The following is a 25,248-nucleotide window of genomic DNA, read 5'->3' as shown; positions in this document are numbered from 1 at the left end:
AAAACCAATGGGTTACTTACCCAATTTCAACTCTCTTGAAACAACGATCTTCTGCCATAGACAGGAGCTTCATCGGTGGTTGTCGAGAATGCGCGCTGCAACCGAACGTAGGAGCCTTCCCTCAATCCCGCTTCAACCAGGTTAGAGTGGCCGCCTACCGTAAACCACAAGCCTTCCGGGAATTTCGCTTCTAATATATATTGAATCCCTTCACTCGAGGGTTCGCGAAAAAGACGTAATCCCAGCAGCTCGTTCAACCGTTCAATGGAGCATTCATCGGGTACGTCGATATCAAACCAATCATCTTCGTTTCGACCGCTGATCACGGTGAGTATCATCTGGTCAACCTGCCTTCCTCAAAATGGTAATCCTATGTTTATTCCATATTGAAAGCCCAATCACCTATTTCAATAGTTGCAAAAAATAGTTACATTATTGTAACTATATCATTCCAGGGTCTGTTCTGTCAATTTGTGTCATATTTCCTATTTCCTATTTTCGATGCGGATTTGTTGGTTCCGAGGAACTATTTGTGTATTCATTATAGGGGAAATCCGGGTTTTTCGACGGTTAAATCCCGTCGTTCACAAAAATGTCACGCTCATAAAAATGATGCTGATTAATTCTATGAATTTAAGGTTATTTTAAGATTGGCAATTTATAATGCAAATATCATGAAAAAACTTTCGTGAGGTGATTGATATGAAAACACTGATCATGTTCCAAAACAAGCCGGTTCCCGTTTATTTTACTACGGATAGCAAGCAGCCGGTTCAAAAGGTATTGAAACTGCTAACCAGCGCGCTTGACCATAAAATCCAAACCGGCAAAAAGGCGCTGCAAAAATGCCTCAACTCCCTCATCAGCATTGAAATCGAGGGATCCGAGGCAATTCTACACAGCAAAAGCGAAAACGACTCTCTTGCGCTATCTCTCTTTTAATAAAAGAGGGGTAGCCCTTTTTTTGTTTGTCTCCATTATAACCCGTAATAACGATCCTCGGCTATCTGTGCCCGCTGAATTCGGATCTGGAACAATTTCACGAGATTTCTCCGCGTTGTGATCTCCTGGCAATTACTCAGCTTTTTTAATATAAACCGATCGATGGACATACTGTTCATCCCTCCATTCTTGTCTTGGAAAAACGACCCTATGTTCTGATAACTTCTATTAACCGTGCCTTTTCAAGATTAAACGAGACTTCCGCCCTTATACAAAGCTTCTCACGGTTCGACGTTTTATGATGCTAACCCATTTTATGATCAGTACCTTGCATTATTCAGTACTAAGTGATATCTTATTGCAGATCACTACTGAATATTAATTACTACCTCGTGATAACAGCATGAACATGAACTTACGAAAGGAGGTATCGCCGTATGAATGTCAGTATTCAATTCAAAAAAGGCGTTCTTGAACTCTGCGTGCTTGTGCTGATCCATCGCAAGGACCAATATGGCTACGAGCTGGCTCAAGCCGTCTCCCGGCATATCGAGGTAGCCGAAGGCGCCCTGTACCCTCTCCTTCGCAGGCTTGTTAATGAAGGCTACTGCACCACCTACCTCCAGGAATCGAGCGAGGGCCCCCCCCGTAAATATTATAAGTTGACGGACAGCGGAGTGATTTATATGCGATCTATGGTGAAGGAATGGCAAGCATTTGTAAGCAACGTGACCAATTTGATAGAGGAAGGGAATTTGTATGACTAAAAAACAGTTTATTTCGATTTTGGAATCTCGCCTTGCCGCGCTTCCTCCGGGGGAACGCCGGGAATTCATTCAGGATGTAGAGTCCCATTTTGTCATCGGCATGCAGAATGGGCGTTCCGAAGAGGAGATTGCCCGGGAGTTGGGAGACCCTTTTGAGATGGCGAAGGAAGCTTTAGGCGACCGGTACGTGGATATGGAAATGCCTGCTCCCTCGGCGGTCAGAAGACCGTTTGCCATAGGCAAATATGCGGTGGGAACCGGTTTGTTCTTCTGTGCATTAGTGACCGTGCCGTTCCTTGCGGCATTATGGTCCGGTGGCGTCGCCATCGCTCTGGGAGCCCTGGCAACCTTGCTGAGCCCGGTGCTCGTTCTGCTCGATTACATCCTGAATGGAACGTTTTATCCGGCTAAATTATTCTTATCGATCTCCTTGATCGGAATCGGCATCTTCCTCGGATATGCCACACGCTCGGCCATGGTTGGATTGTTATCGTTAACCTTGAGGTACTCCAGATGGAATACACGTTTGTTGAAGGGTCGTGACGCACAGTGAACAGAAAATGGTTGTTCAGCTTAGCAATCGCACTTATATTGGTAGGAATCATCGGCATGGCTGCGAACAAGTTTAAATTCGGGGAAGAACTGGTCAGCTACCAGAACCGATGGGATCTGCAGGATGCCGTGAATTTGAAGAAATTAACAATCACCAGCAATATGAATGTCAGTTTCGTTTTTGAGGACAGCGGCGATGATAACGGGTATATCGCTTTTGACGGCAAATTAAAGCCGGAGCATGTCGATATCCTTGAAGCTTTTAAGCCTGCAGGTCAAGAAATCGATTTGGATCTGACTACGGCTGATTCGTTTCAGTTTATGAGCGTGGACTTTCATTCGCCGAAAGGGAAAATAACCATTGTCCTTCCTACAAGCACGAAACTCGAGGAGCTCGATTTATCAACGTTATCCGATAACATCCAGGTAAGCGGAGCTTCGTCCAAGTCGATTGCCATTTCCGTAAAGTCAGGCAATATCAACATGAACGGAATCGTAGCTGACCAGTTGAACGTAGAGAACATTTCGGGCAGTATTCGCGGCTCCGACATTCAGGCCTCCGCTCAACTCGTCAATCATTCAGGAGACGTCGAATTGAAAGATATGGAAGGCCCCGTGGACATCGAGGTCACTTCCGGCAATGTAAACGTAGGATTGCTCGGCGTTTCGTCGGTGAATATCCTGTGCAGATCAGGCAACGTGAAAGTGCAGCCTGACCCTTCATTCCGCGGTTTCTATGACCTTAAGTCGCTCACCGGATCGATATCGGCGCCGGAGTCATTGAAGGAAACAACCGATACCATCCAAGTGGAAACCTACTCCGGTAATATCGATATCGTACACTGAGGCATTGTTGACAAACGATAGAAATGAAATATACTATAATTTATAAAGTAAACTATACAACAAGGAGAGTCTTCATACATGTCGAATGTACTATTCATCAAAGCTAACAACAGAGCGATCGAGCAATCGGTCAGCGTAAAAATGTACCATGAGTTTCTGGAATCCTTCAAAGCAAGCCATCCGGAAGATCAAATCACGGAGCTTGACCTGTTCGCAGAGAATCTTCCATATTACGACGGAACAGCCATCAACGGTATGTTCAAAGCTGCCCAGGGTTTGGAAGCTACTCCTGAAGAGCAAGCGGCTGCTGCCAATGTCAGCAAATATCTTGACCAATTCCTTGCCGCAGACAAAATCGTGCTGGCTTTCCCATTGTGGAACATGACCGTCCCTGCCGTTCTTCATACCTATATCGATTACCTGAACCAAGCAGGCAAAACGTTTAAATATACACCGCAAGGCGTGGTAGGTCTCGTGACCGGCAAAAAAGTCGTCATCCTGAATGCACGCGGCGGCAACTATTCCGAAGGTCCTATGGCTGCAGCAGAGATGGCTGTCAACTTCGTTATGGGCAATCTTCGTCAATGGGGCGTGCAGGATATCGAAACCCTCATCATCGAAGGTCACAACCAGTTCCCTGACGAAGCGGAAATGATCGTTCGGAACGGTCTTGAGCTTGTTAAAAAGGCCGCTGTCGGATTTTAATTGAACTTATACGTATTCATTCATATAGCACTTCGCAAAAGCTGCCTTCACTGACCCAATCAGTGAGGGCAGCTTTTTTGCTTTCGTTTAGAGCGCATCCCACTGCGTCCATTCCTCGCGCGGGTTAAGAATATAGATTTCCTGATCCCGGCTCATAAATCGATGATTGATAAATTCTCGCCGAATCGTCGCATAATCCTCGTGAAAGCCCTTGATAAACGCATTGATGTCCTTTTCCGGATATTCCCTCCCCGCCTCCAACTGCTCCACCAAAAATTCCATGATGACAAGCTTCTTTTTATACTGTGCCGGGATGGACCGCAAGGATCCGTCCTTAGCAATAAAACTGCGAAGAACGGATGCTTTGTAGGCTTCTCGGGCAGTCTGTTCCATGCTGGACTCCTCCTTTTCGACAAACAATTTAACAAATCTCTAATTTAATGTTTATCTAATTAGATATTAATTAAATTACAATTGTTTGTCAATCTCTTTCTGCATTTAGGCCCGCTCGGACGGGAGTGCGATCGCCTGCATTCTGGATTTATCGCGATAATTGCTGTAGGATTATAATGCTGATAGATAGCGTAAGGTTAATACATAAGGAGGTTCATCATGCTCGACGTCTTAATTATCGGCGCAGGCCCATGCGGTCTAGCAGCTGCCATTGAGTGCGGCCGCCAGGGCCTCAGCTGCGAGATCATTGATAAACACAACGTAGTCCATTCCATTTATCTCTATCCGACCCATATGCAGTTTTTCAGTACGGCTGAAATGCTTGAAATCGGAGAAGTTCCGTTCGCCATATCGAATGACAAACCGTACCGGCACGAGGCGCTGGCCTATTATCGCCGGGTCGCCAAACATTTTAACCTGAATATTTCCCCATACGAAGAAGCCCTCACCATTGCCAAGCAGCCTGACGGCGGCTTTCAAGTAAAGACGCGGCGACGCGGCGGTGAAGAGACCCTTCGACAAGCCAAACACGTAGTCATTGCTACGGGTTATTTTGATCATCCGAATTATATTGGCATTCCTGGTGAAGACTTGGAGAAAGTAACCCATTATTTCCGGGAAGCCCATCCTTATGCCGGCATGAAAACGGCGATCATCGGCGGCAGCAATTCCGCGGTGGATGCGGCCATGGAGCTAATCCGTGTCGGGGCCGAGGTTACGATGGTCTATCGGGGCGAGGAAGTCTCGCAGAACATCAAACCTTGGGTTCGGCCCCTGTTCGACAGCATGGTTCAAAAAGGGCATATCCAGCTTCATCTGAACTCCCGCGTCGTTCAAATCGCGGAGTCCTCCATTACGGTGCTTTCGAATCAGGGACAGGAATCGATCATCGAAAACGACTTTGTATTGGCATTGACCGGGTTCCGTCCTGATCGCAAACTGCTCGCCTCTTCCGGCGTTCAGCTCGACGAAGATATGGAGAAACCTCTCTATAATCCGGATACGATGGAGACCAATGTTCCGGGACTGTACGTCGCCGGCGTAATTGCGTCCGGCCGCAATGCCAATGAGGTGTTCATTGAAACCGGCAGGCTGCACGGCCGATTGATCGCGGAGCATCTGGGCACAAAGGTGTAACCAACGTCTTCCAAAGCGTACATTCCGGGAAGACAACCCGCGTGCAATTGATGTTTATTGCGATATCAGGAAGGCTTACTCATCAGTAATTCATACTTTCTGATATCTAAATCATAAGGAGTGATCTCCATTGGACGTAACCTCGCTCATTCTGCTGGCTATGGCGGGCCTGGGCATTATCAGCAGCAATTCCGCCGTGACCATAGCCATGCTGGCATTGCTGCTCATCCGCGTCACCGGCTTCCAGCAAGCCTTCCCATGGCTTGAGAAATACGGGCTGACCCTCGGCATCATAATTCTCACCATCGGCGTGATGTCTCCGCTGGCGAGCGGCAAAATGAGTCTCCAAACGATCGGCGAATCCTTCCTGAATTGGAAGTCGCTTCTGGCCATCGCCGTCGGCATGCTTGTCGCATATCTGGGCGGACGCGGAGCCACGCTGATGGGCAGCAACCCTACGGTAGTCGCCGGCCTGCTCGTCGGCACCGTGCTCGGGGTAGCCCTGTTCCGCGGCGTGCCCGTCGGCCCGCTTATTGCCGCCGGCCTGCTGTCCTTACTTATCGGCAAATCGTGAAGTCTCACGGAACAACTGTTATTTATATAGGTAAATAGGATAAAGGCCAAAAACCTCCCTGCCGGTTTCATGAACCTTAAGGGAGGTTTATTTGTTCTATATTTAAGTACCATGCCGGACGGGCCGTTACCATATATAGTCTATTTTATGGTATGATAGCTATCGTATTTTAACGGCTTTTCCCGTAATCCCCTAAGAATTAGGATGTATCAGGAGGTAACACAATTGTCTTCAACGAATACCGAATCGGCCGCTGCCCCGTTAAAGCAGCTTCCCATGCTGCTCTTCAGGCAGCTAAGGCCGAAGCAATGGACCAAAAATTTGTTAATATTTGCAGCCCCCCTCTTCTCGTTTGAAACGGTAAATCCGGGGTCGCTTGTTGAAACCCTGATCGGTTTCTTCCTGCTGTCCTTCGTTTCTGGCTGCGTCTACATTGTGAACGATTATGCCGATCGCGAAGCGGATCGCAACCATCCGGTGAAGAAATACCGGCCCATGGCCTCGGGAGCACTCCCGCCTAAGCTGGCTGTCGTGTTCGGCATACTGCTGCTGATCGCTTCGCTGGCCGTCTCTTATCTGCTCAATCCGCTGTTTACCGCATTACTGCTGCTCTATTTTGCCATGAACGTGGCTTATTCCTTCCGGCTGAAACATGTTGTCATCATCGACATCATGATTATCGCGGCCGGGTTTGTGCTGCGCGCGATCGCAGGCGGGCTCGTCATTCACGTCCCGTTCACGCCCTGGTTCCTTTTATGTACCATGCTGCTATCGCTCTTCCTGGCGATCGGCAAGAGACGGCATGAGCTTCATCTGCTGCAGCATGACAAGGGCTCTCACCGCAAGGTGCTTGATCAATACTCGTTTGATCTGCTCGACCAGATGAGCAGCATCGTCACAACGGCAACCATCATCAGTTATTCGCTCTTTACCTTTACGTCCGGCAGGACCGTTCATCTTATGTGGACCATTCCGCTCGTCATCTACGGGATGTTTCGGTATCTTTATCTGATTCATATCGAGAAAAAGGGCGGTGCCCCGGACCGGGTGCTCCTGGAGGACTCGCACATCCTGGTCACCGTGATCCTCTATGTCATCAGCGTTATCGGAATATTGATCTATTTTGAGTAATTAAAAAAACGGCAATTGAGGGAAATTTCATGAATCAGAAATTCGCTATTTTTGACATCGACAAAACGGTCATCCATACGGACTCCATGTTTCGATTTTTGAAGTACGGCATACGAAAACACCCGGCCACGACACCGGTCATCCTGAAAGTCGTGCTGCATTCCGTGCTCTACAAGCTCCGTCTCCTGGAAGCCGAAAAGGCAAAAAGCGCTTATTTTCATGCAATGCGCCATATGGATGACGCCGACCTGAAGCATTTTTACGAAACGGAATTGAAGCCTGCCATCTTCCCGGATGCGCTGAAGGAAATGCAGCTAAAAAAAAGCGAGGGCTATCATGTCCTGCTCGTAACCGCGTCCCCCGACGCTTACATGAGATATTTTGCGGAGCTGCCCTGCGTCGACGCGGTCATTGCCACGAAATTATCCGTTCGGGATGGGCGTTTCACGTCGATGATTGAAGGAAACAACTGCAAGGGGGAGGAGAAAGTGAACCGGATTCAGGAATACTTAAGCGAGCAGCGGCTGGCCATTGATTACGACTCTTCCTGCGCGTACTCCGATTCCTTATCCGACCTGCCGATGTTTCGGCTTGTTAAGCACAAATATTTGATCAATCAAAAGTCCGCCCATGGATGCGAGGGATTAACATGGAACAAGTAAAAGCGCAGAGTGCCCCGCGCCACCTAGGCAAGCTGTTTATGGTCTTATCGGCTTTTTTGACGGCGACCGGCCAGCTGTTCTGGAAATGGGGACACGCCAATTTGGTGTATATGGGAATCGGATTTGTGTGTTACGGCCTGGGAGCCATCCTCATGATCAAATCGTTTTCCCTGGAGAAGCTGTCCGTTGCTTATCCCCTGATGTGCATCAGCTATATCGTGGCTTTGTTTTACGGGGATTTCTTTCTGGATGAGCCGTTAACCTTGAAAAAGCTGGCCGCCGTGGCCCTGCTTGGAATCGGGGTGACATTAACCTCCTATGAAAAGTGACGTGCCGCTGTACTTGCTTCTGCTTCTAATGACCTTGCTGGGCTCGCTGGGCAGCGTATTCTTCAAAGGATATACCGCGGGTAAACGAATCAAGCTGCTGCTGATCGGTTTTCTTAGCTACGGTTTGGGAGCCTTGTTAAACATTTACCTGCTGGGGAAACTTCCGTATACGCTGGTGATGCCGGCCAATGCCCTTACGTTCCTGTGGGCGCTGCTGTTTGCCAAACTGGTGTTCAAGGAAACCATCGGCATTCGAAAAATCGCCGGCGTCGCCTTTATCATATCCGGATTGCTGCTGCTGATCTGGTAAACGAATGCCGCTAGGCCGAATCTCAATACATATCACGGATAGATTGGTGGAACGAAAAACATGACTTTTTTCAGTTATTTATTTGGAAATAGAAAAGATAATTTCACGGCGGTCGGGCTAAGCGTCTGCCTTGCCTTATGGTATGTATTCATGAACCTTCCCTTCGTGACATACATCAAGGATCACGCAGCCGAATTGATGCCTCACAGCCCCTTCTACGGTGCGCCCTTTACGCTGAATCTATTTAACTTCGACCCTTCGATGGAATATGGACCGGAAAATATTTCGATCATCCATCCGTTCATTAATTTCCTGACGAGTCCGCTAACAACGATGATCGGGAGCTCCAACCTCCCTTATCTTCTGATTCAATCCGTCTTGAACGCCTTTAGTGCAGCTTTGGTTTATTACATCGTTCGGCGAAGCGGAGCCGGCTGGCTGCTGTCCTTCGTAACGGCGGCTTTCTTCGGTATCAGCTCATATTCGCTGTTCACGGCATTCATTCCGGATTCATACGCGTATGCCCAATTCATGATCATTTTGTCGGCCGCTTATTTGCACTACAGCCGGTTGGAGGACCGGTATGCCGTCATGCCGAATGCCTCCCTGGCCCTGATTAATTTCGGGATCACGTCCACGAATGTGGCAACGTTCGCTGGAGCGCTGCTGATCAGCCTGTTCGATCGGCGCCGAATGGATACGTTCAAAAGGTTTATCATCATTATGCTGATTTTTCTGGGAATGGTGGTGATCGTCACCCTGCTTCAGCACTTGCTGTTCTCCGGTAAGTCATGGATCGCGAACGTGTTTTCAAGCGTGCAGAATGGTGCGCTCAGCTATGTTTCGCCCTTTTCATGGGAGCATCATTCCCGGGTCTTCTACATGCTGTTTGTAAGCCCGATCCTGTCGCCTGAGCTTGCCATGATCGATCCGGGAATCGCGGCGTTCGTGACAGATCTGGCCAAACCGTATCCGATCCATGTCCATATCGTCGGGATCGGGGTACTGCTCCTAGCCGTTCTGTCCTTTATCAGGGGCATCCGTTCCCGGGATACCTGGGCATTTTCCATCTATATTCTGTTCGCCATTCTGCTGCACATCATCGTGGGGTTCGGTTTGGCCACATATGCTTACGATCTCTACCTCTACGCAGGACATTATCTGTTTGCGCTGTTCGTGCTTGCTGCGCTGTTCATTGCCAAGACGAAGAGCCTCCGGCTTCAACAAGTCCTCACCGGCATCATGGCGCTGTTCCTGCTCATCACGCTCGTCAACAATATCGTGCTGCACGGTCAGTCGCTGGACTATATTCAGACGACCTATGACACGGTGTTCAAACATATCGAGAAATAAGACTGTAAAAAAATCAAAAGACCCGTCCCCTGAAGCATGGCCGAATACCATGCCTAAGAAGGACGGGTCTTTCGTGTAATTAAGTCTCCAAATGCTGCACGTTGTACAGTCTGGCATAGCTTCCATCCAGAGTCATCAGCTCGCCGTGCGTGCCCTGCTCCGTAATTCTTCCATTCTCCAGCACAACGATTTGATCGGCGTGCGTTATGGTCGAAAGACGATGGGCGACGATCAATGTGGTGCGGTTATTGGATAGGGATTGAAGCGCCTGCTGGATCAGATGCTCGGACTCCAAATCCAGCGCCGAAGTCGCCTCATCCAGCACCAGAATGTCCGGATCCTTGAGAAAGACGCGGGCGATCGCCAGCCTTTGCTTCTGACCTCCCGACAGCTTGACGCCGCGTTCGCCCACTTCCGTGTCATAGCCTTGCGGCAGCTGGGTGATGAAGTCATGGGCATTGGCGGCTTGGGCAGCGGCGACGATCGCGGCTTCATCCGCCTCCGGATTGCCGAACAGAATATTTTCTCGGACGGTGCCGCTAAACAGGAAGTTGTCCTGCAGGACCATGCCCACCGATCCGCGCAGGCTGTCCAGCGTCAAATCCCTGACATCGTGGCCGTTAATCTTCACCGCGCCCTGCTGCACATCGTAGAATCTCGGAATCAGTCCGATCAGGGACGATTTGCCGCCGCCGCTCATGCCGACGAACGCAATCGTCTGTCCCTGCCGAATGGTCAGGTTAATATCTTGAAGCACCCATCCCGCAGCGTCATTGTATTTGAAGGAGACACGGTCGAATTCAATCTGTCCCGCGGTCTTAAGCGTTTTGGCATTCGGACGGTCCACGATGTCATACGGCTCGTCCATTAGCTCCTTGACCCGCTCCAGCGACGCTGAGGCCTGCGTCAGCACCGTTGAAGAGTTAATCAGGCGGCGAAGGGGCGCATACAATCTGTCGAGATAACCGAAGAAGGCAACAAACGTACCTAATGTCAGATCTCCCTGGATCACCCGGTAGCCCCCGTACCCGATAACCAGAATAGGCGCAATATCGGTCAGCGTGTTAATCACCGAGAAAGTCAGTGCATTCCAGCGCGTCTGGGCCATCGCTTTATTCAGGAAATTTCCGTTGATGCCTTCGAATTTCTCCTGATCATAACGCTCCAGGGTAAAGCTTCGGATGACCGAGATCCCTTGAATCCGCTCATGCAGGTATGCCTGAATGCCCGCGAGAGCCTGCGACCGGTCTTTGGTCAAGCGCTTAAGCCGTTTATAGAGTAAGTTCACCGCTAGTCCGTAGAGAGGCAGAATCGAGATGGCAACCAGCGTCAAAACGGGATTCATGAAGAGCATGACCACTAATACGAACAGCAATGTGAACATATCCAGCCAGATGTTCATCATGCCGACTTCCACCAGGTTTTTCGATTGCTCCACATCATTGATAAAACGCGATATCGCCTCGCCGACCTTGGTATTCTGGTAGTAACGGAGGGACAACCGCTGCAGATGCGCATACAGCCGGTTACGCATATCAAACAAAATACGGCTCGTAATGAACTGCGCAAAATACTGACGCAGGTATTCCACCGGACCGCGAACGATGACAAACAGCACCAGCGTCCCCCCGAGAATCCACATCAGATCCTGGATTTTCTGCTCGATGCTCATCTGCTGATTGATCAGCAGATCATCCACGACATATTTCATGATCATGGGCAGCAATAACGGGATCGCGAATTTGATCATGCCGATGATGAGGGTGAGAATGATCCACTTCATATACGGCTTAACGAACGGATAATAGATTTTCCATGACTTCAAAGGTGAATCACAGCCCCTTTCTTCAGGTTATAGAATGCACAATGTTTTCTGCGAAGGTGAACCCCTTCGATAATCGCAAGAAAAACGCCCTTCTAAACGCTGTCTGCCTTCTGTAAAGGTACATCGATGGAGGTTTTTCTCAAGGGACATCCATCTTGTGACAGACGAAGAGCAGTTGACATTTGAGAGCTTCAATGCTTTATTAGTTCTAAACTCATGAAATGTATCATGTCTGCAGGAGGATTTAGTCATGACCAGAATTTTCGTGACGGAGGCGGTCATGCTGGCCATTTACGGTCAGCTGTTAGTACCACCCAAACCCGTCGAATACATCATTCCATACACCACGATTTTGGAATTATATGAGCTTCATACCACGGAGGAACATCTCATGAATAGCAGTGCTGATGACCAGCACGTCAAGATAAAGATCGGCGAATTGATTTCATATTTCGAAGAGCCGCTGAACAAAAAGAAAATCGAGCGGGCCCTCCAGGTTCCCTGGTCCAAAAGCCCGACCATTCCCGTTAGCGAAACCACTCGGGTCTCGGTCATGAACACCATGGACACCGCACCGTACGGAGAGTCCTTCGATCCCATTGAGACCGAGCTGCTGCTGGCTTCCCAAAAAGCGGAGGCTCCCATATTGACGGATCAATACGAGTTGATTCAGCGCATCGTTGAAAGCGCTCTTCCCGTGCAGGTCTATGATATCGACGATTTTGACTTTGCGCTGGAGGTCCCGTTATCCGGGCAGCCGTAAGGCTCCTGTGTACATGCATACACAAGGCAAAAGGAGTCCCTTCCCCGGTTTGAATGGGGCAGGGACTCCTCATGTTGACCGAAAAAAATTCCCCGTGCGGGGAATTTAAAGCATGCACATCTGCCTCCACGAACGAGCCTCAGCTCTTCTTTTTTATCTTATCGAGCAAGCGGATCGTGATCGCATCCATAGCGGGCAATGCCTGGAAATCAAAATATTTAAGAGATACTTCCGTATTCGGGGACAAATGAATGGCGCTGTGCAGACCGGTTGCCGCGTAAACGCCGATTACATAATATACCTCATCTCCACCAAGCTGCTTCTTCATATACTCCGGACCTGATACAAGGTCCAAGAGTCGCATATCGTCCGCGGTCAGGCCGCTCTCTTCCCACAGCTCTCTGGAGGCTGTGTCTTCAAGAGCTTCGCCGGGCTTCAGGTTTCCGATCGGGAGTCCCCACTCGTCCCTGTTCTGACGTTTCAGGAGAAGAATCTCTCCGTTATCGTTCAGCACAAGCACCGCCGCTTTCACACGGACCACCGAACGTTTGCCGATATACTGGCGAATATCACGGTGATATACGCTCATCTTGGGAACCTCCTTTCCCTAGATGGCGCTGCAGTCTCTCATCAGGTTAATTTACTGCGCCCTCTTCTTCATAAATATACGAAATGTCATCCAAGGATTCCTCATATTTCACGCGTAGCGTATACCCTTTCAAATACCACAAATCCTGCTCTTCCATATAGAAAGTTACCTCTTCCGAACGCTCCGTCAGTCCTGCTTCCCTTGGCTCTTCTACCGAAATACCGAGCGAAAAGCCGGGATGGAGCCCGCCGCCTGAGCTATAGCGTGGAAAGAAGCGAACGAACGTGCCGGCTTGAAGGTCGAGCTCCTTCTTGTACCAACGTGCTGCCTGATCGCTGACTTGAATTTGCATGTGTCGTGCACCCTCCTTAGACGTTATTTTATGTTGATCCCTATCTTTTTGGCAGACCGGAGATCATAGGGACGGTATCCATATTTAGCTGCAATATTATCATAACGCATACGCACGTTAGGATACAAATCATTTTGATAATTAAATAGTGACATAAGGTTCCGGCCTTCCTTCACTATAAGAATAACTCGCGGGGATCCGAAAAAATAAGTTTGACACATTCCAGTTCATGGTGATAAAATTCAGTCCATACGAGATCGATTTGAATAAAATGTAAAATGACGAAGAAAGGGTGAGTGACATGCTGAAATTGTTTGCGATGGATAAAGATCATCTGGATCATCATTCCTTACAATTCAATATGGATCGACTCCCCGCTGGTGCTGACTCATCATCATCAAGCCTCGTTCGTTCGTTGTCGGAATGAATTAGAACGAAGCTGCTGACCTTTGCGCGGAAGTCATGATCACCGTGCGTATGATAAGTTCAAAATTAATGAAGCATATCGTCCGTCGTCGGATGATGTGCTTTTTTTGGTTTTTGCGGATGATATGATGCCAGAACGATACGAAAGGAAGGGATAATGTGTTTGCCGTACTTAAAAATTTAGGCTGGTTTTTCAAGCGTGAGAAAAAACGTTATTTGATCGGCCTGGCGCTGCTCATCTTTTGCGGATTGGTTGAGCTTCTGCCGCCGCTCCTGCTCGGAAACGCCATTGACGATATCGTCAGCAGTTCCATAACCTGGGCGTCCCTCGTCCAATACCTGCTCATGATTCTCGGCATCGTTGCTGTCGTATATTGTGCCACGTACATATGGATGCACCGTTTATTCGGAGGCGCAAACCTCGTGGAACGCCTGCTCCGTACCCGGTACATGAACCATTTGCTGCGGATGCTTCCTCCGTTTTTCGAGCGCAACCGTACCGGGGACCTGATGGCCAAGGCGACGAATGATCTTCGCTCCGTGGCTGCAACCGCCGGCTTCGGCATGCTCGTCATGACGGACTCCACCATCTACTTGATCGTCGTCCTGTTCGCCATGGGTTTCATCGTCAGCTGGAAGCTGACGCTGGCGGCGATTCTGCCGATGCCGATCATTGCCATCGGCATGGTGATCTACGGAAGAGCCATTCATAAGCGCTACACGCTGGCTCAAGATGCCTTTGGAGACATGAACGACCAGGTGCTGGAGTCCGTAGCCGGCGTGCGCGTCATCCGCGCTTATGTGCAGGAACGCGCCGATCAACAGCGCTTCCAGGATATTACGGATGACGTATATCGCAAAAATCTGGCGGTTGCCAAAGTGGATGCCTTATTCGAGCCGACCATCAATTTTTCCATCGGTCTCAGCTACGTCATCGGTTTGGCCTACGGGGTGTACCTCGTGTTCCAAAATCAAATCACGCTCGGAGATCTCGTATCGTTCAATATGTACCTCGGGATGATGATTTGGCCGATGTTTGCTATCGGGGAATTGATCAATATCATGCAGCGGGGTAACGCCTCGCTGGATCGGGTCAACGAAACCTTGAAGACGCCGCCGGATGTTGCCGACGTCGCGGACCCCGTAGACGTGAAGGTTCCGGACACGATTCAATTTAAGGATGTCACCTTCCGTTACCCGACCTCGACGATCGAAAATTTGCAAAATATCAGCTTTACGCTGCAAAAAGGGCAGACGCTAGGCGTTGTAGGACGCACGGGCAGCGGCAAATCGACGCTGCTGAAGCAGCTTCTGCATGAGTATCCGACCGGAACCGGGGATATCCTCATATCCGGCGTGCCGATGGAGAGGCTCGCGACCGATCAGCTCCACAGCTGGATCGGGTATGTGCCGCAGGAGCAGATCCTGTTCTCCAAGACGGTGCGCCAGAACATCCAATTCGGCAAGAAGGATGCCAGCGACGAATTGATCATGGAGGCGATTACGACCGCTGCGTTTGACCGCGATCTGGTCACCCTGTCCGATGGTCTTGATACCGTTGTCGGCGAAAAAGGCGTGGCGCTGTCCGGCGGGCAAAAACAGCGGGTATCCCTGGCCCGGGCTTTCATCGGCGATCCTGAAATCCTGATTCTGGACGATTCCTTGTCCGCGGTGGATGCGCGCACGGAAGCCAGGATCATCGATAATATCCGGAGCAAGCGTGCCGGTAAAACGACCCTGATCTCCACGCATCGCCTCTCGGCGGTCCAGCATGCCGATCTGATCGTCGTGCTGGAGGACGGCCGAATCACGGAGCAGGGAACCCATGATGAACTGCTGGAACTCGGCGGCTGGTACCGCGAGCAATTCGAACGCCAGCAGGTGGAAAACAATCTGACCTCGGAGGAGGTGTCTTAATTGACTCCAAGCGATACAACCATCTCGAATGAATCCGGAATTGCCAAACGGCTCTTCCGCTATGCCTTAACGGCTAAGGGCACCTTCATCACCGCCCTGATTCTGCTGGCCATCGGCGTTGCCGCGGAGCTGGCAGGGCCCTTCATCGCGAAAACGATGATCGACGAGCATATCCTGGGCATCGAGCGTCCCTATTATGAGACGACGCAGGCTCAGGGTGCCGCATCCTATAACGGAACTTATTATAAACGCGAGGATCGCTTTCAGGAAGGCGAGACGCGAGGCCGGGAAGTGCGCCTCGTTCAGGCAGGCCGCAGCTTCTATTTCATTGATGAGCCGGTAACCCGAACCGAGGGAAACCGTTCCTTCCAGGATGGCGTATTGACGATTTCCTACGCCTCGGAAGAGCTGCAATACCCGGCCGTCAAATTAACCAAGGAACAGCTGTTTGAATTTTACAAGCCCGAGCTGCCCAGCATTTATAAACTCGTCGGCCTGTTCCTGATCTGTCTTCTGATCTCCATGATAACGGTATTCGGCAGAACGTACTGGCTCCAATCGGCAGCCAATCGGGTCATCCAGAAGCTGCGTACCGATGTATATGCCCATATACAGCGCTTGCCCGTCAACTTCTTCGATAATCTGCCGGCTGGCAAAGTCGTATCCCGGGTAACCAATGACACCGAAGCGGTAAAGGACCTGTTCGTTGCGGTATTATCCAACTTCAGCTCCGGCGCCGTCTATATCACGGGTGTTTATGTCGCCCTGTTCCTTCTGGACGTCAGACTCGGCTTGATCAGTTTGTTTGTCATCCCGATGCTGATTGTATGGACCATCCTGTACCGTAAATTCGCAACCAAATACAATACGGTCATCCGCTCCCGTCTGAGCGAGATTAACGCCATTATCAATGAATCCATTCAGGGTATGGCCATCATCCGTGTATTCCGCCGCCAAAAAGCGACCCAGGACGAGTTCGAGGCGCTAAACGCGGATTACATGGCCCATCAGAACAAAATGCTGAATCTGAACTCCTTCACCACGCACAACCTGGTCAATGTGCTGCGTAACGTTTCCTTTGTGGTCGTGCTCTGGTATTTCGGTTCGGCATCGCTGAACGGTGCCGGGATCGTTTCGATCGGCGTGCTGTACGCCTTCGTCGATCTGCTCGGCCGCATGTTCCAGCCGATTACCGGCATGGTCAACCAGCTGGCCGCGCTCGATACCTCCATCGTCTCCGCCAAGCGGGTATTCGAGCTGATGGATGAAACGGGCGAAAAAGTAACGGACGGCTCCATGCCGCGATATTTGGGGAATGTGGAGTTTCAGGACGTATCGTTCGCTTACAAGAAGGACTACGTGCTGAAGAACATTTCGTTTGAAGCGAAGCAAGGACAGACGGTTGCGCTTGTCGGGCATACGGGCTCGGGCAAAAGCTCCATCATCAATCTGCTGTTCCGTTTCTACGACCCGCAAAAAGGCACCATCACGATTGACGGCCAGCCTGTCACCGATATTCCGAAGCAGTGGCTCCGCAAGCATATGGGAATCGTGCTGCAGGATCCGTACCTGTTCACCGGCACCATTGCATCCAATGTCAGCCTGGGCGATCCGAACATTACCCGGGAACAGGTAGAGCAGGCCCTTCGCGACGTAGGTGCAGATCGGCTCCTGGCCCATCTGCCGCAAGGCTTTGATGAGCCGGTGCTGGAAAAAGGCAGCACGCTTTCCGCCGGTCAGCGCCAGTTGATCTCGTTTGCCCGTGCATTGGCGTTCAACCCGGCCATACTGATCCTTGATGAGGCCACCGCTAACATCGATACCGAGACGGAAGCCTTGATTCAAGACGCGCTGGAGGTTCTGAAGCGCGGACGTACAACGTTTATCATCGCTCACCGCTTATCCACGATCCGCAGCGCCGATCAGATTCTGGTCCTTCACCGCGGAGAAATCGTGGAGCAGGGTTCCCATGACGAATTGATGGCCTTGGGCGGAAGGTACTTTAAAATGTACCAGCTCCAGCAAGGAAGCTCGCCTTCGGTTCCGGAGAATAAGGAAACGGTGCTGGCCGCTTCCAACAGCAACTTGGCCGGAGGGCATTTATAGATCAAGTTAGGCAAAGCTAACGCAGTCATATGAAGACAGACCGAGGTTAATCGTAGTTTTTCTTGCGATATCCGGAAGTTCCAAGCTTCGAAGTTTATACTTTCCGACACTATAAAAAGGCTGTCCCCTGTCGAATGTAACATTCGCTTGGGGACAGCCTTCTTTTTTACATCGTATTCTGGCGGCACACGACAAGAATTACTTTGCCGAATCAAGAGTACCGGCTGCTTTGACCGTGATTTTGGTGTATTTGGACGGCACGAGCACGTCATCGGACGATTTTGAGATGACCTGCGGGTACATTTTGTCCGGATCGGGTTGCACCACCTTGAAGTAGATTACGGCTTCGGTGTCGCTAACATAGTCGACCGAAGTAATTTTAATGCCATACCCCGGATTCGGCAGATCTTCCTTGGTTACCGTGACTTTGTTCTGCGATTCGTCCAACTTGACAACGCTTGTGCTTACATCCGGTTCAGATTGCGCCGGCTCTTCGGGTGTCATGTTCTTCTGATGCTCCTCAATGAATCGAATGGAATTGTATACGAGCTCTGCGGCTTCGATTCGCGATAAACTCTTCGTTGGATGGAACTTGTCGTTCGCGTCCAGCTTCGCGATTTTGGTTAACAGCAGGAATTGCACGGCCCCCCGGCTCTCCTCTTTCATCAGACCCTCGTCGGCCACATGCAAATACATCATGATCACGGGATAATTCCCGGTCTTCTGAATCGCTTCCGAGAGCAAGGTCGCGAACCCTTCGCGCGTGATCGGCTCATTCCATTTCATGTCCGCGGATACCGACAATCCGTTCTGAGCCGCAATGTTCACGGCTTCGGCAAACCAAGCATCCTTCGGAACACTGTCAAACGAGCGGCCCGTAAAGTTCGGCTGCACCTCCAGGCCGGCCGCATTCACGATCATCTGCACCGCCTGAGCGGTCGTTATCGTCTTGGACGGAGCGAATTTGTCGGCGCTGATGCCCTGGATAATCCCTTTCGATTGCAGTTCCTTCACCATTTGCAATGGCTTCTCCTCTTGTATATCCGTAAAAGCAGAGGCGGCGCCGGCACCGAGCAATGACGAAGTGACAAGCATAGCGGTTAATAATTTGGTTGTTTTTTTCATAGTTACACCTCCTATTATTCCTGACGCAGAGGTGCTGGAATATGTTTCATCTAAAGCGCATTTTCTTCTACACGCTTTTTTCGCTATCCAGGCCCAGCTTTATATACATCTCGCGGGAGTAACCTTGAAGCTTCTGCTCCAGCGCTTGGGCTTGGTCCTTAAATGCCGTCAGCTCCCGAATCATTCGGGAACGGCCGGCCGGGCTAAACGTCTCATGGATCCGTTCTTTGAAATAATCATGAACGATATAGTTTCGCTGCTTCCATACTTCTTTTAATTGAAGCGTCTCTTCCTCGGAGAACGGAAAGTAATGCTGGATCTCATGGACCAGCTGGCCCAGGGAGCTGCTTAGTTTCCGCTGATATAATTGGGTGAAATCTTCCTCTGAAGGCACATTCCCTTGAGAAAGCTTGATCAGCATCAACAAATTCGCGAGCTGCTGCTCAAGGGCCTGTGAATAATACACCGCTAATCCGAAATAGGCAAACAGCTCTTTGGAGTGGTCACTGTCCAGCAGTCGAGTTTGTTTCATGGTATCCTCCTCTAGTATTGGCTGTCTTTACCGTTTCTATTTGTGTATATTCCTATGGTAAAGGAAGACTCCTCCTACTTCAACCTACTTTTCGGATCATGGACGCTGCGTCCTTGCGGGAAGCCGTCCATAAATAAACAGCCAGTAATATAAATCCGTAGATGAAGGAATAGGCGATCGTCAGGAGTTTGACGGCCGGTGACCGCTCGTCGGCATGCATGAACAGGTCCATCATGACGGAGACAGGCGGCAGCAAGTAAGGGATGATTCCCCAATAAGCATGATCGAACTGGACAATGGATTGACCGGCCAAGGAAACAATGATCACGATGAACAGTAACCCTGCCGCTCTTCCCTGGTTCTCCATGAAGCCGAACTGAAAGAAAACCGACAGCGAAATGCCCAGCAAGGACATTGCGACATGTCCCGCATAACCAAGTGCAAGCTCGGAGCATGTAATCGGCTTATCGAACATCCCGAAGATGACAGGATAAAGGACAGCGAATGCACTGAATAGGATGGACAGAAGACTTACCGTGATATATTGGGCGGCATAAAACCGTAGGGCCTTGCCGCTATGAACAATCAGGAGCATCGTTTGACGCCCTTGATCGTGATTGTGGAAATTCAACCCCAGCCAAGCTGAGCCGACAAACAGAAAGGCTGCCGTCACGGCATAACTGTCCATGATCGGGTTAGGCCGGTAGGAGTAGAGGAACACCACCGAGATCAGCATGAATGCGATCGGAGCAAAGTATCGATAAGATCTTGTGTAACTGGCAAGCAAGTAACGAATCAGGGATCCCATCATGCTCCCTCCCCCTCCATAGCCGCGCGCTCGGGCTCTTTCATCTCCCCGTGCCAAGGCTCAAGCCGTATCAGCGAACCGCCAGACTGCAAAATATCCAGCAGCATGTCGTCCGTTGCCTGCCGCGTAACCATCATCGATGCCGGGTTGCCTCTGGATATCCAATAGAGAAACCCGGGGCGGCGTTCAAGCTCCAGCATGTTGTCTGGCGAAACGTGCGTGAATTCCAGCTTCATCCGCTCTAAATGCGGACTCCTTTCAAGCAATCCGTCCCGCTCGATCCGCCCCTGCCGCAGCCGCGTCTCCCGGTCAGCCAGCGATGCAATAAGCAGCGGCTCGTGAACGGACATCACGATAGCCGTTCCTTGTCTTTTGATCTCGGTCAGAATGCCGATCATCTCCATCTGGGAGGACTCGTCCAATCCCGAAAGCGGCTCATCCAGAAGCAGCAGATCGGGCTGGCTAAGCAAGGCCTGCATGATATTGACCTTTTGCAGCATCCCCTTGGAGCATAGCGTCATCTTCATGTCCTGCAATTGAAACACATTCAGCATGGCATCGATCCGCTTCGCGGCTTCTTGTTTGTCCATGCCCTGAATGCCGGCCATATGGCGCAAATATTCGGAAGGGCGAAACCGCAGCGCAGGAAAACGTTCCGGTACATAGCCGACGCGCAGCGATGTCCCATATTCGATCCTGGACCCTTCAGACGGGTTAGCAAGCCCCGCTATCACATGCAGCATGGTGCTCTTGCCTGCGCCATTGCTTCCCGTTATCGCAACGCACTCAGCGCGGGAGATGCTCCAGGTGATGTTATGCAGGACGGCATACTTGCCGAAACGCTTATGTACTCCGTTCAATTCCAGCAGCTCCTGCAAACACTTCAACTCCTGTTCACGTATTCTGGTGTTTGTATTTCGTTCAGGTATTTTTCGAACACGATCGTGCCGGCGCCTATGACGCCCGCATACTCTCCCAACTCGGATGGCTGAAGCACGATTTTATCGTGAAAGCTGGACAAGCTTCTGTTATATGATGTTTCTCTTACATATGTGAAGTAATCCGGGTACCGGTTCGCAAGGACTCCACCGATGATCATCGTTTCCGGGGTTAGCAGGTTAATGACATTAGCCAGGGATATACCGACATAACGAGCCGATTCGTTCAGCATATTGGCAGCCAATGGATCTCCGTCCAGACCGGCCGTGATCACATCGGTGATGTCCAATCCGTGATCATTGCCATCAAACGAGGATTGAAGAGAACTGGCAGCTCCGCGCCGCAGCTCTTCTCCGACCCTGCGGACGATGGCCATACCGGATGCGATCGCTTCCAGGCAGCCGGTATTGCCGCAATTGCAGCGCGGACCGTCAATATCGATCGTGCAGTGCCCGATCTCACCGGCTCCATAAGGGTAACCCTGATATATTTTCTGGTTGAAGATCAATCCGCTTCCGATCCCGATATCCGCATCCACGTATACCAAATGGTTGAAATGCCTGCCGTTTCCATACCATAACTCACCGAGTGCCATCACGTTAGCGTCCTTCTCGATTTGCGTCGGAAGCTCCGTATTCTCCTCGATCAGTCCCTTTAATCGTACCTGATGCAGTCCGGGAAGGTTCGGCGGAGACAGAATCTTGCCTTGGACCGGATCAAGCGGTCCCGGTGCTCCCACCCCTATACCGATGATTTGGGACTTCAGGCCCGACTCGTCCAATACGTCTTGGATCGTGGAGATTATGACATTCACCACGCTGCCGCGATTGGCGTTATTTTCAAAGGAGGAACGTTTCTCCATCATCGCTTTCCCCTGCAAATTAATGACTGCCGCTCTTACGGAGGAGGCGCTGATATGAACGCCAACCGTATAAATATCACCGGGATTCAAGGAGATGAGTTTGGGCTTCCTGCCCCGGCTGGACTCGTCGTAAAACCCGGCTTCAGCAATCAATCGATCCTTCATCAGCTCATCCACCAAATTGTTCACGGCGGTAAACGTCAAATTCATCTTGGCCGCGATTTCCGCTTTCGTTAAACTGCCGTAGTCGCGGAGCAGCGCGATAATGCCGATACGATTCAGGTTTTTGACATGCCGATTGTTCTTGCCAACGGAACTGTTCATCTTACAACCTCATTCTTTTTACCCATAATTGTTCTTGCCCTCTCACACATCTATCATAGGGGAAAATTCGGAGTTAGTAAAATCCATTACTCGAACCGCAAATGAAAAGCCTGACCTCCTAATCGGAAATCAGGCCTAGTTATATCACGCATTAGAAACTTGTTAGATTAAACGTGGCTCAGCATTTCGCGGCATGCTTCGGCACATTTCCGGCATGCTTCCGCACATTGTTTGCAATGCTCATGATCATGCTTCTCGCACTCTTCCGCGCAAGCCAGGCATGCCTTGATGCACAGCTCGCAAATCTCCTTAACGTAAGGGCTTTTGCGGGACATGGCTTGAGCCGCAAAAGCGCAAATATCCGCACACTCTCTATCGAGTGTAATACAATCGCGAAGCATGGCCAGCTCGTATTCTTTCAGGCAGGATACATAGCATACATTGCAAGCGTTCATACATTGGAGACATGCTTCGATGCATTCTTTATATTTGAGTTCATTTAACATTGGATAGATCCTCCTTGTAGTTATTACGCTATGCCTTTGTATTAAACGTTCGACTGCCCTCTGAATCAAACCCGGCCAGAAAGTCCCAAGGTACAATTGCCCAGAATGGTCAGGCAAAAAATGGCTGTCTTATGCCCGGCTTGTCTTCCCCTCCAGCTGTTCAAGCTGCTCCCTTAGCAGCGATTTCTGAAAATGCTCCCCGATAAACACCACCACATCCGGCAATTGGCCTTGGGGCGTTATTTTCATGAAATCGGATTCGCGAAACGCGTACTGGAACAAAAAACGGCTGTTCGTATCGCTGAAAGTGAGAATGCCCTTCGCCCGGTATACATCCCTTGGCAGCCCGGCTATCAATCGTTCGAACTCCACGCTGTTTACCGGATGGCTGAAGTAGTATGTGTACGACATGACATGATCATGGGAGCCATGTTCATGTGTATGGTCGTGGTTGTGGTCATGCTTATGGCTGTTGGCTTGCTTGTGCATGTCTGTGTGCTCAAGGGTATTCCCGGCCTCGCGATGATGTACAATCGAATGCTCATTCCGATCCACGGGATCACTCTGCAGCAAATCTTCAACATTCAAGTCGCAGCGCACCGAAGGAACAATCGGGGCATGCGGATTCCACCGCTTCACCAGCTCTCGAATCGTCTCTCTGTCCCGTTCTTCGACCAGGTCCATTTTATTAAGGACGAGCGCGGAGGCTGCACGAATCTGCTCCTGCATCAATCGGTAGGTCTTTCCCTTCTGCTCTATGTTCAAATGCAGCAGATGCGCGGCATCCACGACGGTGATCAGTTTTTTCACGTCAATTCTCATATATAACGAAGCTTCCGCGGTCGCGTCCAGAATTTCCATCGGATTGGCGATCCCCGTCGCTTCGATAACGATGACATCCGGCCGCTCCCGCTGGATCAGCATCGCGATTTCGGATGATAAATCGGAACGAATGGTGCAACAGATGCAGCCGCTCAGCATCTCTGCCGTCGGCACCGCTTCATCGGCTGCCAGCCCTTCAATGTTAACCTCGCCGATCTCGTTCATGACAATGGCCGGCCGCAATCCCTGCTGCTTGAAGGAGGCAATGAGGCGGCTAAGCAATGTCGTTTTTCCACTGCCGAGAAAACCTGATAAAATATAAATGGGTGTTACGTGCTCCACGTTCCATACTCCTTTGCGCACATTGTTTATTATGCTAGCGAGTGTACTACATTTCATCCGTCTACCGCAAGCGTCCCGCCATTAACTGAACAGGAGTTGTCATAACGCATGAATTCGACGCAAGAACATAAACAGCAATCCCCCGCTTCCGTGAACTGTATGGTGATTACGGTTTCGGACACGCGGACGAAGGACACGGACAAGAGCGGCAAACTGATGATCGGCTTGCTTGAAGAAGCCGGACATGCCGTCGTGGCATACAGCATTGTTCCAGACGACTACGAAACGATCCGTGAAACGATTTATTCCGCGGTCAGCGCTCCGGAGATCGATATCGTGTTATTAACCGGCGGAACAGGCATCTCGAGCCGGGATACCACCTATGAAGCGGTCTCTTCGCTGCTGGATAAAGAACTCCCGGGATTCGGAGAGATCTTCCGCTTCCTTAGCTTCACCGAAGATATCGGGTCTGCGGCTATATTAAGCCGCGCGATCGGCGGCACGATAAGCCACACGGCCGTCTTCTCGATGCCGGGTTCCAGCGGTGCCGTAAAACTTGCGATGAACCGTATCCTCCTGCCTGAGCTGCGGCACGTCAAATATGAGCTGGATAAACACCGATCATAACCAACTCACGCCTGGCACCAAGCAAAAGGCCGGATGCATATGGGCATCCGGCCTTAGCTGTATCCTAACTGCTGGCGCGTCGTTGATGTTTGGCGAGCAGGGAGGGCGCTATTTTTTTGACCTGATCATAATAGTTATCCGTTTTGTCGCCCGTCGACGTATATACGATGGACGTTTCCTTGTCACTTATGATCAGATTATGCCCGCCGGCCGCATTGGCATCCCCTTCCGTTACGCCATAGATTTCCTTGAGCCCTTTTTCCCTGGCCGCTTGATCCTGATAGACATACACGGTAATAAACTGGCTTGCATCATAATTGATCCGGTATTGATACGTGATATTGCCGACGTTGTCCTCTACATAGGTTTCGTTGGTCAACGGCATATTGGCCTGGTTGAACGAGGCTTGGAGATCCTCAAGGAATTTTCCGTTCATGCCCCGGCCTGATATCCGGGCCTCTCTGGAGCCTTCCTCGTAAGCCCTCATGTTATATAGGCGCATCTCGTCCTTGGCCACCTGCTTGGAACAACCGACCGATATGGCAAGAATGGAACAAAGCAATAAAGCGGTGACGATTCTGCGATAATTCATGTTCACTCACCCTTCCTTAGGTGTCAGAGG

Annotated in this window: 29 protein-coding genes; 16 read left to right on the top strand and 13 right to left on the bottom strand. The window is 50.4% G+C overall.

The genetic code is table 11. The features are described from left to right. Positions 1–26: 26 nt before the first annotated feature. Entirely contained in the window at positions 27–338 is a 312-nt protein-coding gene (locus RB298_RS22555; protein WP_009590697.1) for a hypothetical protein, read from the bottom strand. Positions 339–702: 364 nt separating this feature from the next. On the opposite strand from RB298_RS22555, the gene RB298_RS22550 reads away from it, so the two are divergent. From RB298_RS22550 to RB298_RS22530, 5 genes are all read left to right on the top strand, one after another. Further along, entirely contained in the window at positions 703–942 is a 240-nt protein-coding gene (locus RB298_RS22550; RefSeq protein ID WP_006211206.1) for a hypothetical protein, read from the top strand. A 437-nt stretch (positions 943–1,379) separates the two neighbouring features. Further along, positions 1,380–1,709, top strand: coding sequence for a PadR family transcriptional regulator (locus RB298_RS22545; RefSeq protein ID WP_009590638.1), 330 nt, complete (start codon positions 1,380–1,382; stop codon positions 1,707–1,709). After that, entirely contained in the window at positions 1,702–2,262 is a 561-nt protein-coding gene (locus RB298_RS22540; RefSeq protein ID WP_096774456.1) for a DUF1700 domain-containing protein, read from the top strand. Before RB298_RS22545 ends, RB298_RS22540 begins: the two co-directional genes overlap by 8 nt. After that, on the top strand, positions 2,259–3,107 hold the full coding sequence (locus RB298_RS22535) for a DUF4097 family beta strand repeat-containing protein (RefSeq protein WP_486048646.1): 849 nt from the start codon (positions 2,259–2,261) through the stop codon (positions 3,105–3,107). The genes RB298_RS22540 and RB298_RS22535 overlap by 4 nt, the downstream gene beginning before the upstream one ends. 78 nt (positions 3,108–3,185) lie before the next feature. Further along, entirely contained in the window at positions 3,186–3,812 is a 627-nt protein-coding gene (locus RB298_RS22530; protein ID WP_486048645.1) for an FMN-dependent NADH-azoreductase, read from the top strand. A gap of 87 nt (positions 3,813–3,899) precedes the next feature. Here RB298_RS22530 and RB298_RS22525 read toward each other — a convergent pair whose 3' ends face one another. Then, positions 3,900–4,205, bottom strand: a complete 306-nt coding sequence (locus RB298_RS22525; RefSeq protein WP_486048643.1) for a DUF2087 domain-containing protein — start codon at positions 4,203–4,205, stop codon at positions 3,900–3,902. Positions 4,206–4,424: 219 nt separating this feature from the next. Between RB298_RS22525 and RB298_RS22520 the strand changes: the two genes are divergently transcribed. The 7 genes from RB298_RS22520 (at position 4,425) to RB298_RS22490 (ending at position 9,761) form a co-directional block, all read left to right on the top strand. Beyond that, the gene (locus RB298_RS22520) at positions 4,425–5,402 is read left to right on the top strand and encodes a YpdA family putative bacillithiol disulfide reductase (RefSeq protein WP_192571315.1); all 978 of its coding nucleotides are present in this window, start codon (positions 4,425–4,427) and stop codon (positions 5,400–5,402) included. A gap of 130 nt (positions 5,403–5,532) precedes the next feature. Then, entirely contained in the window at positions 5,533–5,976 is a 444-nt protein-coding gene (locus tag RB298_RS22515) for a DUF441 domain-containing protein (RefSeq protein ID WP_015736251.1), read from the top strand. A 225-nt stretch (positions 5,977–6,201) separates the two neighbouring features. Further along, positions 6,202–7,107 carry a decaprenyl-phosphate phosphoribosyltransferase gene (locus RB298_RS22510; RefSeq protein ID WP_015736252.1) on the top strand — a complete coding sequence of 302 codons (906 nt, stop codon included), beginning with the start codon at positions 6,202–6,204 and terminating at the stop codon, positions 7,105–7,107. Positions 7,108–7,136: 29 nt separating this feature from the next. Beyond that, positions 7,137–7,769: an HAD family hydrolase gene (locus RB298_RS22505; RefSeq protein WP_145037668.1), complete on the top strand. Its 633-nt coding sequence runs from the start codon at positions 7,137–7,139 to the stop codon at positions 7,767–7,769. Next, positions 7,757–8,098 carry an EamA family transporter gene (locus RB298_RS22500; protein ID WP_145037666.1) on the top strand — a complete coding sequence of 114 codons (342 nt, stop codon included), beginning with the start codon at positions 7,757–7,759 and terminating at the stop codon, positions 8,096–8,098. Before RB298_RS22505 ends, RB298_RS22500 begins: the two co-directional genes overlap by 13 nt. Further along, positions 8,088–8,408, top strand: coding sequence for an EamA family transporter (locus tag RB298_RS22495; protein ID WP_096774462.1), 321 nt, complete (start codon positions 8,088–8,090; stop codon positions 8,406–8,408). The genes RB298_RS22500 and RB298_RS22495 overlap by 11 nt, the downstream gene beginning before the upstream one ends. 60 nt (positions 8,409–8,468) lie before the next feature. Next, positions 8,469–9,761 carry a DUF6080 domain-containing protein gene (locus RB298_RS22490; protein WP_375120286.1) on the top strand — a complete coding sequence of 431 codons (1,293 nt, stop codon included), beginning with the start codon at positions 8,469–8,471 and terminating at the stop codon, positions 9,759–9,761. A gap of 79 nt (positions 9,762–9,840) precedes the next feature. Here RB298_RS22490 and RB298_RS22485 read toward each other — a convergent pair whose 3' ends face one another. Further along, complete coding sequence (locus RB298_RS22485) at positions 9,841–11,586, bottom strand: ABC transporter ATP-binding protein (protein WP_486048638.1); 1,746 nt, start codon at positions 11,584–11,586, stop codon at positions 9,841–9,843. A 250-nt stretch (positions 11,587–11,836) separates the two neighbouring features. Between RB298_RS22485 and RB298_RS22480 the strand changes: the two genes are divergently transcribed. Further along, positions 11,837–12,349, top strand: a complete 513-nt coding sequence (locus tag RB298_RS22480; RefSeq protein WP_009590651.1) for a hypothetical protein — start codon at positions 11,837–11,839, stop codon at positions 12,347–12,349. A gap of 139 nt (positions 12,350–12,488) precedes the next feature. Here the strand turns inward: RB298_RS22480 and RB298_RS22475 are convergent, their stop codons facing one another. Both RB298_RS22475 and RB298_RS22470 read right to left on the bottom strand, forming a co-directional pair. Next, complete coding sequence (locus RB298_RS22475; protein WP_009590665.1) at positions 12,489–12,938, bottom strand: NUDIX domain-containing protein; 450 nt, start codon at positions 12,936–12,938, stop codon at positions 12,489–12,491. Positions 12,939–12,984: 46 nt separating this feature from the next. Beyond that, positions 12,985–13,290 carry a HesB/YadR/YfhF family protein gene (locus RB298_RS22470; RefSeq protein ID WP_009590696.1) on the bottom strand — a complete coding sequence of 102 codons (306 nt, stop codon included), beginning with the start codon at positions 13,288–13,290 and terminating at the stop codon, positions 12,985–12,987. A 585-nt stretch (positions 13,291–13,875) separates the two neighbouring features. On the opposite strand from RB298_RS22470, the gene RB298_RS22465 reads away from it, so the two are divergent. Then, positions 13,876–15,633, top strand: coding sequence for an ABC transporter ATP-binding protein (locus RB298_RS22465; RefSeq protein WP_036661603.1), 1,758 nt, complete (start codon positions 13,876–13,878; stop codon positions 15,631–15,633). Continuing rightward, positions 15,634–17,739, top strand: a complete 2,106-nt coding sequence (locus RB298_RS22460) for an ABC transporter ATP-binding protein (protein ID WP_213579167.1) — start codon at positions 15,634–15,636, stop codon at positions 17,737–17,739. It begins immediately after the preceding gene. A gap of 198 nt (positions 17,740–17,937) precedes the next feature. Here the strand turns inward: RB298_RS22460 and RB298_RS22455 are convergent, their stop codons facing one another. The 7 genes from RB298_RS22455 to RB298_RS22425 all read right to left on the bottom strand — a co-directional run bounded on the left by RB298_RS22455 (position 17,938) and on the right by RB298_RS22425 (position 23,999). Beyond that, positions 17,938–18,864, bottom strand: a complete 927-nt coding sequence (locus RB298_RS22455) for an S-layer homology domain-containing protein (protein WP_486048635.1) — start codon at positions 18,862–18,864, stop codon at positions 17,938–17,940. 67 nt (positions 18,865–18,931) lie between these two features. After that, entirely contained in the window at positions 18,932–19,396 is a 465-nt protein-coding gene (locus RB298_RS22450) for a hypothetical protein (RefSeq protein ID WP_015736261.1), read from the bottom strand. Between the two features lie 79 nt (positions 19,397–19,475). Then, positions 19,476–20,207, bottom strand: coding sequence for a hypothetical protein (locus tag RB298_RS22445; protein WP_486048633.1), 732 nt, complete (start codon positions 20,205–20,207; stop codon positions 19,476–19,478). Further along, on the bottom strand, positions 20,204–21,082 hold the full coding sequence (locus RB298_RS22440) for an ATP-binding cassette domain-containing protein (RefSeq protein WP_486048631.1): 879 nt from the start codon (positions 21,080–21,082) through the stop codon (positions 20,204–20,206). Before RB298_RS22440 ends, RB298_RS22445 begins: the two co-directional genes overlap by 4 nt. Positions 21,083–21,087: 5 nt before the next feature. After that, positions 21,088–22,329 carry an ROK family protein gene (locus RB298_RS22435; protein WP_486048629.1) on the bottom strand — a complete coding sequence of 414 codons (1,242 nt, stop codon included), beginning with the start codon at positions 22,327–22,329 and terminating at the stop codon, positions 21,088–21,090. Between the two features lie 167 nt (positions 22,330–22,496). Beyond that, entirely contained in the window at positions 22,497–22,835 is a 339-nt protein-coding gene (locus RB298_RS22430) for a four-helix bundle copper-binding protein (RefSeq protein ID WP_009590455.1), read from the bottom strand. A gap of 129 nt (positions 22,836–22,964) precedes the next feature. After that, complete coding sequence (locus RB298_RS22425; protein WP_486048627.1) at positions 22,965–23,999, bottom strand: CobW family GTP-binding protein; 1,035 nt, start codon at positions 23,997–23,999, stop codon at positions 22,965–22,967. Positions 24,000–24,107: 108 nt separating this feature from the next. Between RB298_RS22425 and RB298_RS22420 the strand changes: the two genes are divergently transcribed. After that, positions 24,108–24,626, top strand: a complete 519-nt coding sequence (locus RB298_RS22420) for a MogA/MoaB family molybdenum cofactor biosynthesis protein (RefSeq protein ID WP_096774471.1) — start codon at positions 24,108–24,110, stop codon at positions 24,624–24,626. Positions 24,627–24,690: 64 nt separating this feature from the next. Here the strand turns inward: RB298_RS22420 and RB298_RS22415 are convergent, their stop codons facing one another. Beyond that, on the bottom strand, positions 24,691–25,218 hold the full coding sequence (locus RB298_RS22415) for a hypothetical protein (protein WP_096774472.1): 528 nt from the start codon (positions 25,216–25,218) through the stop codon (positions 24,691–24,693). Between the last annotated feature and the right edge of the window lie 30 nt (positions 25,219–25,248).

Origin of the sequence: Priestia sp. BR_2, assembly GCF_041954005.1 — a bacterium.
Classification (GTDB): Bacteria; Bacillota; Bacilli; order Paenibacillales; family Paenibacillaceae; genus Paenibacillus_AQ; species Paenibacillus_AQ lautus_A.
This window is presented reverse-complemented; position numbering and strand designations above follow the sequence as displayed.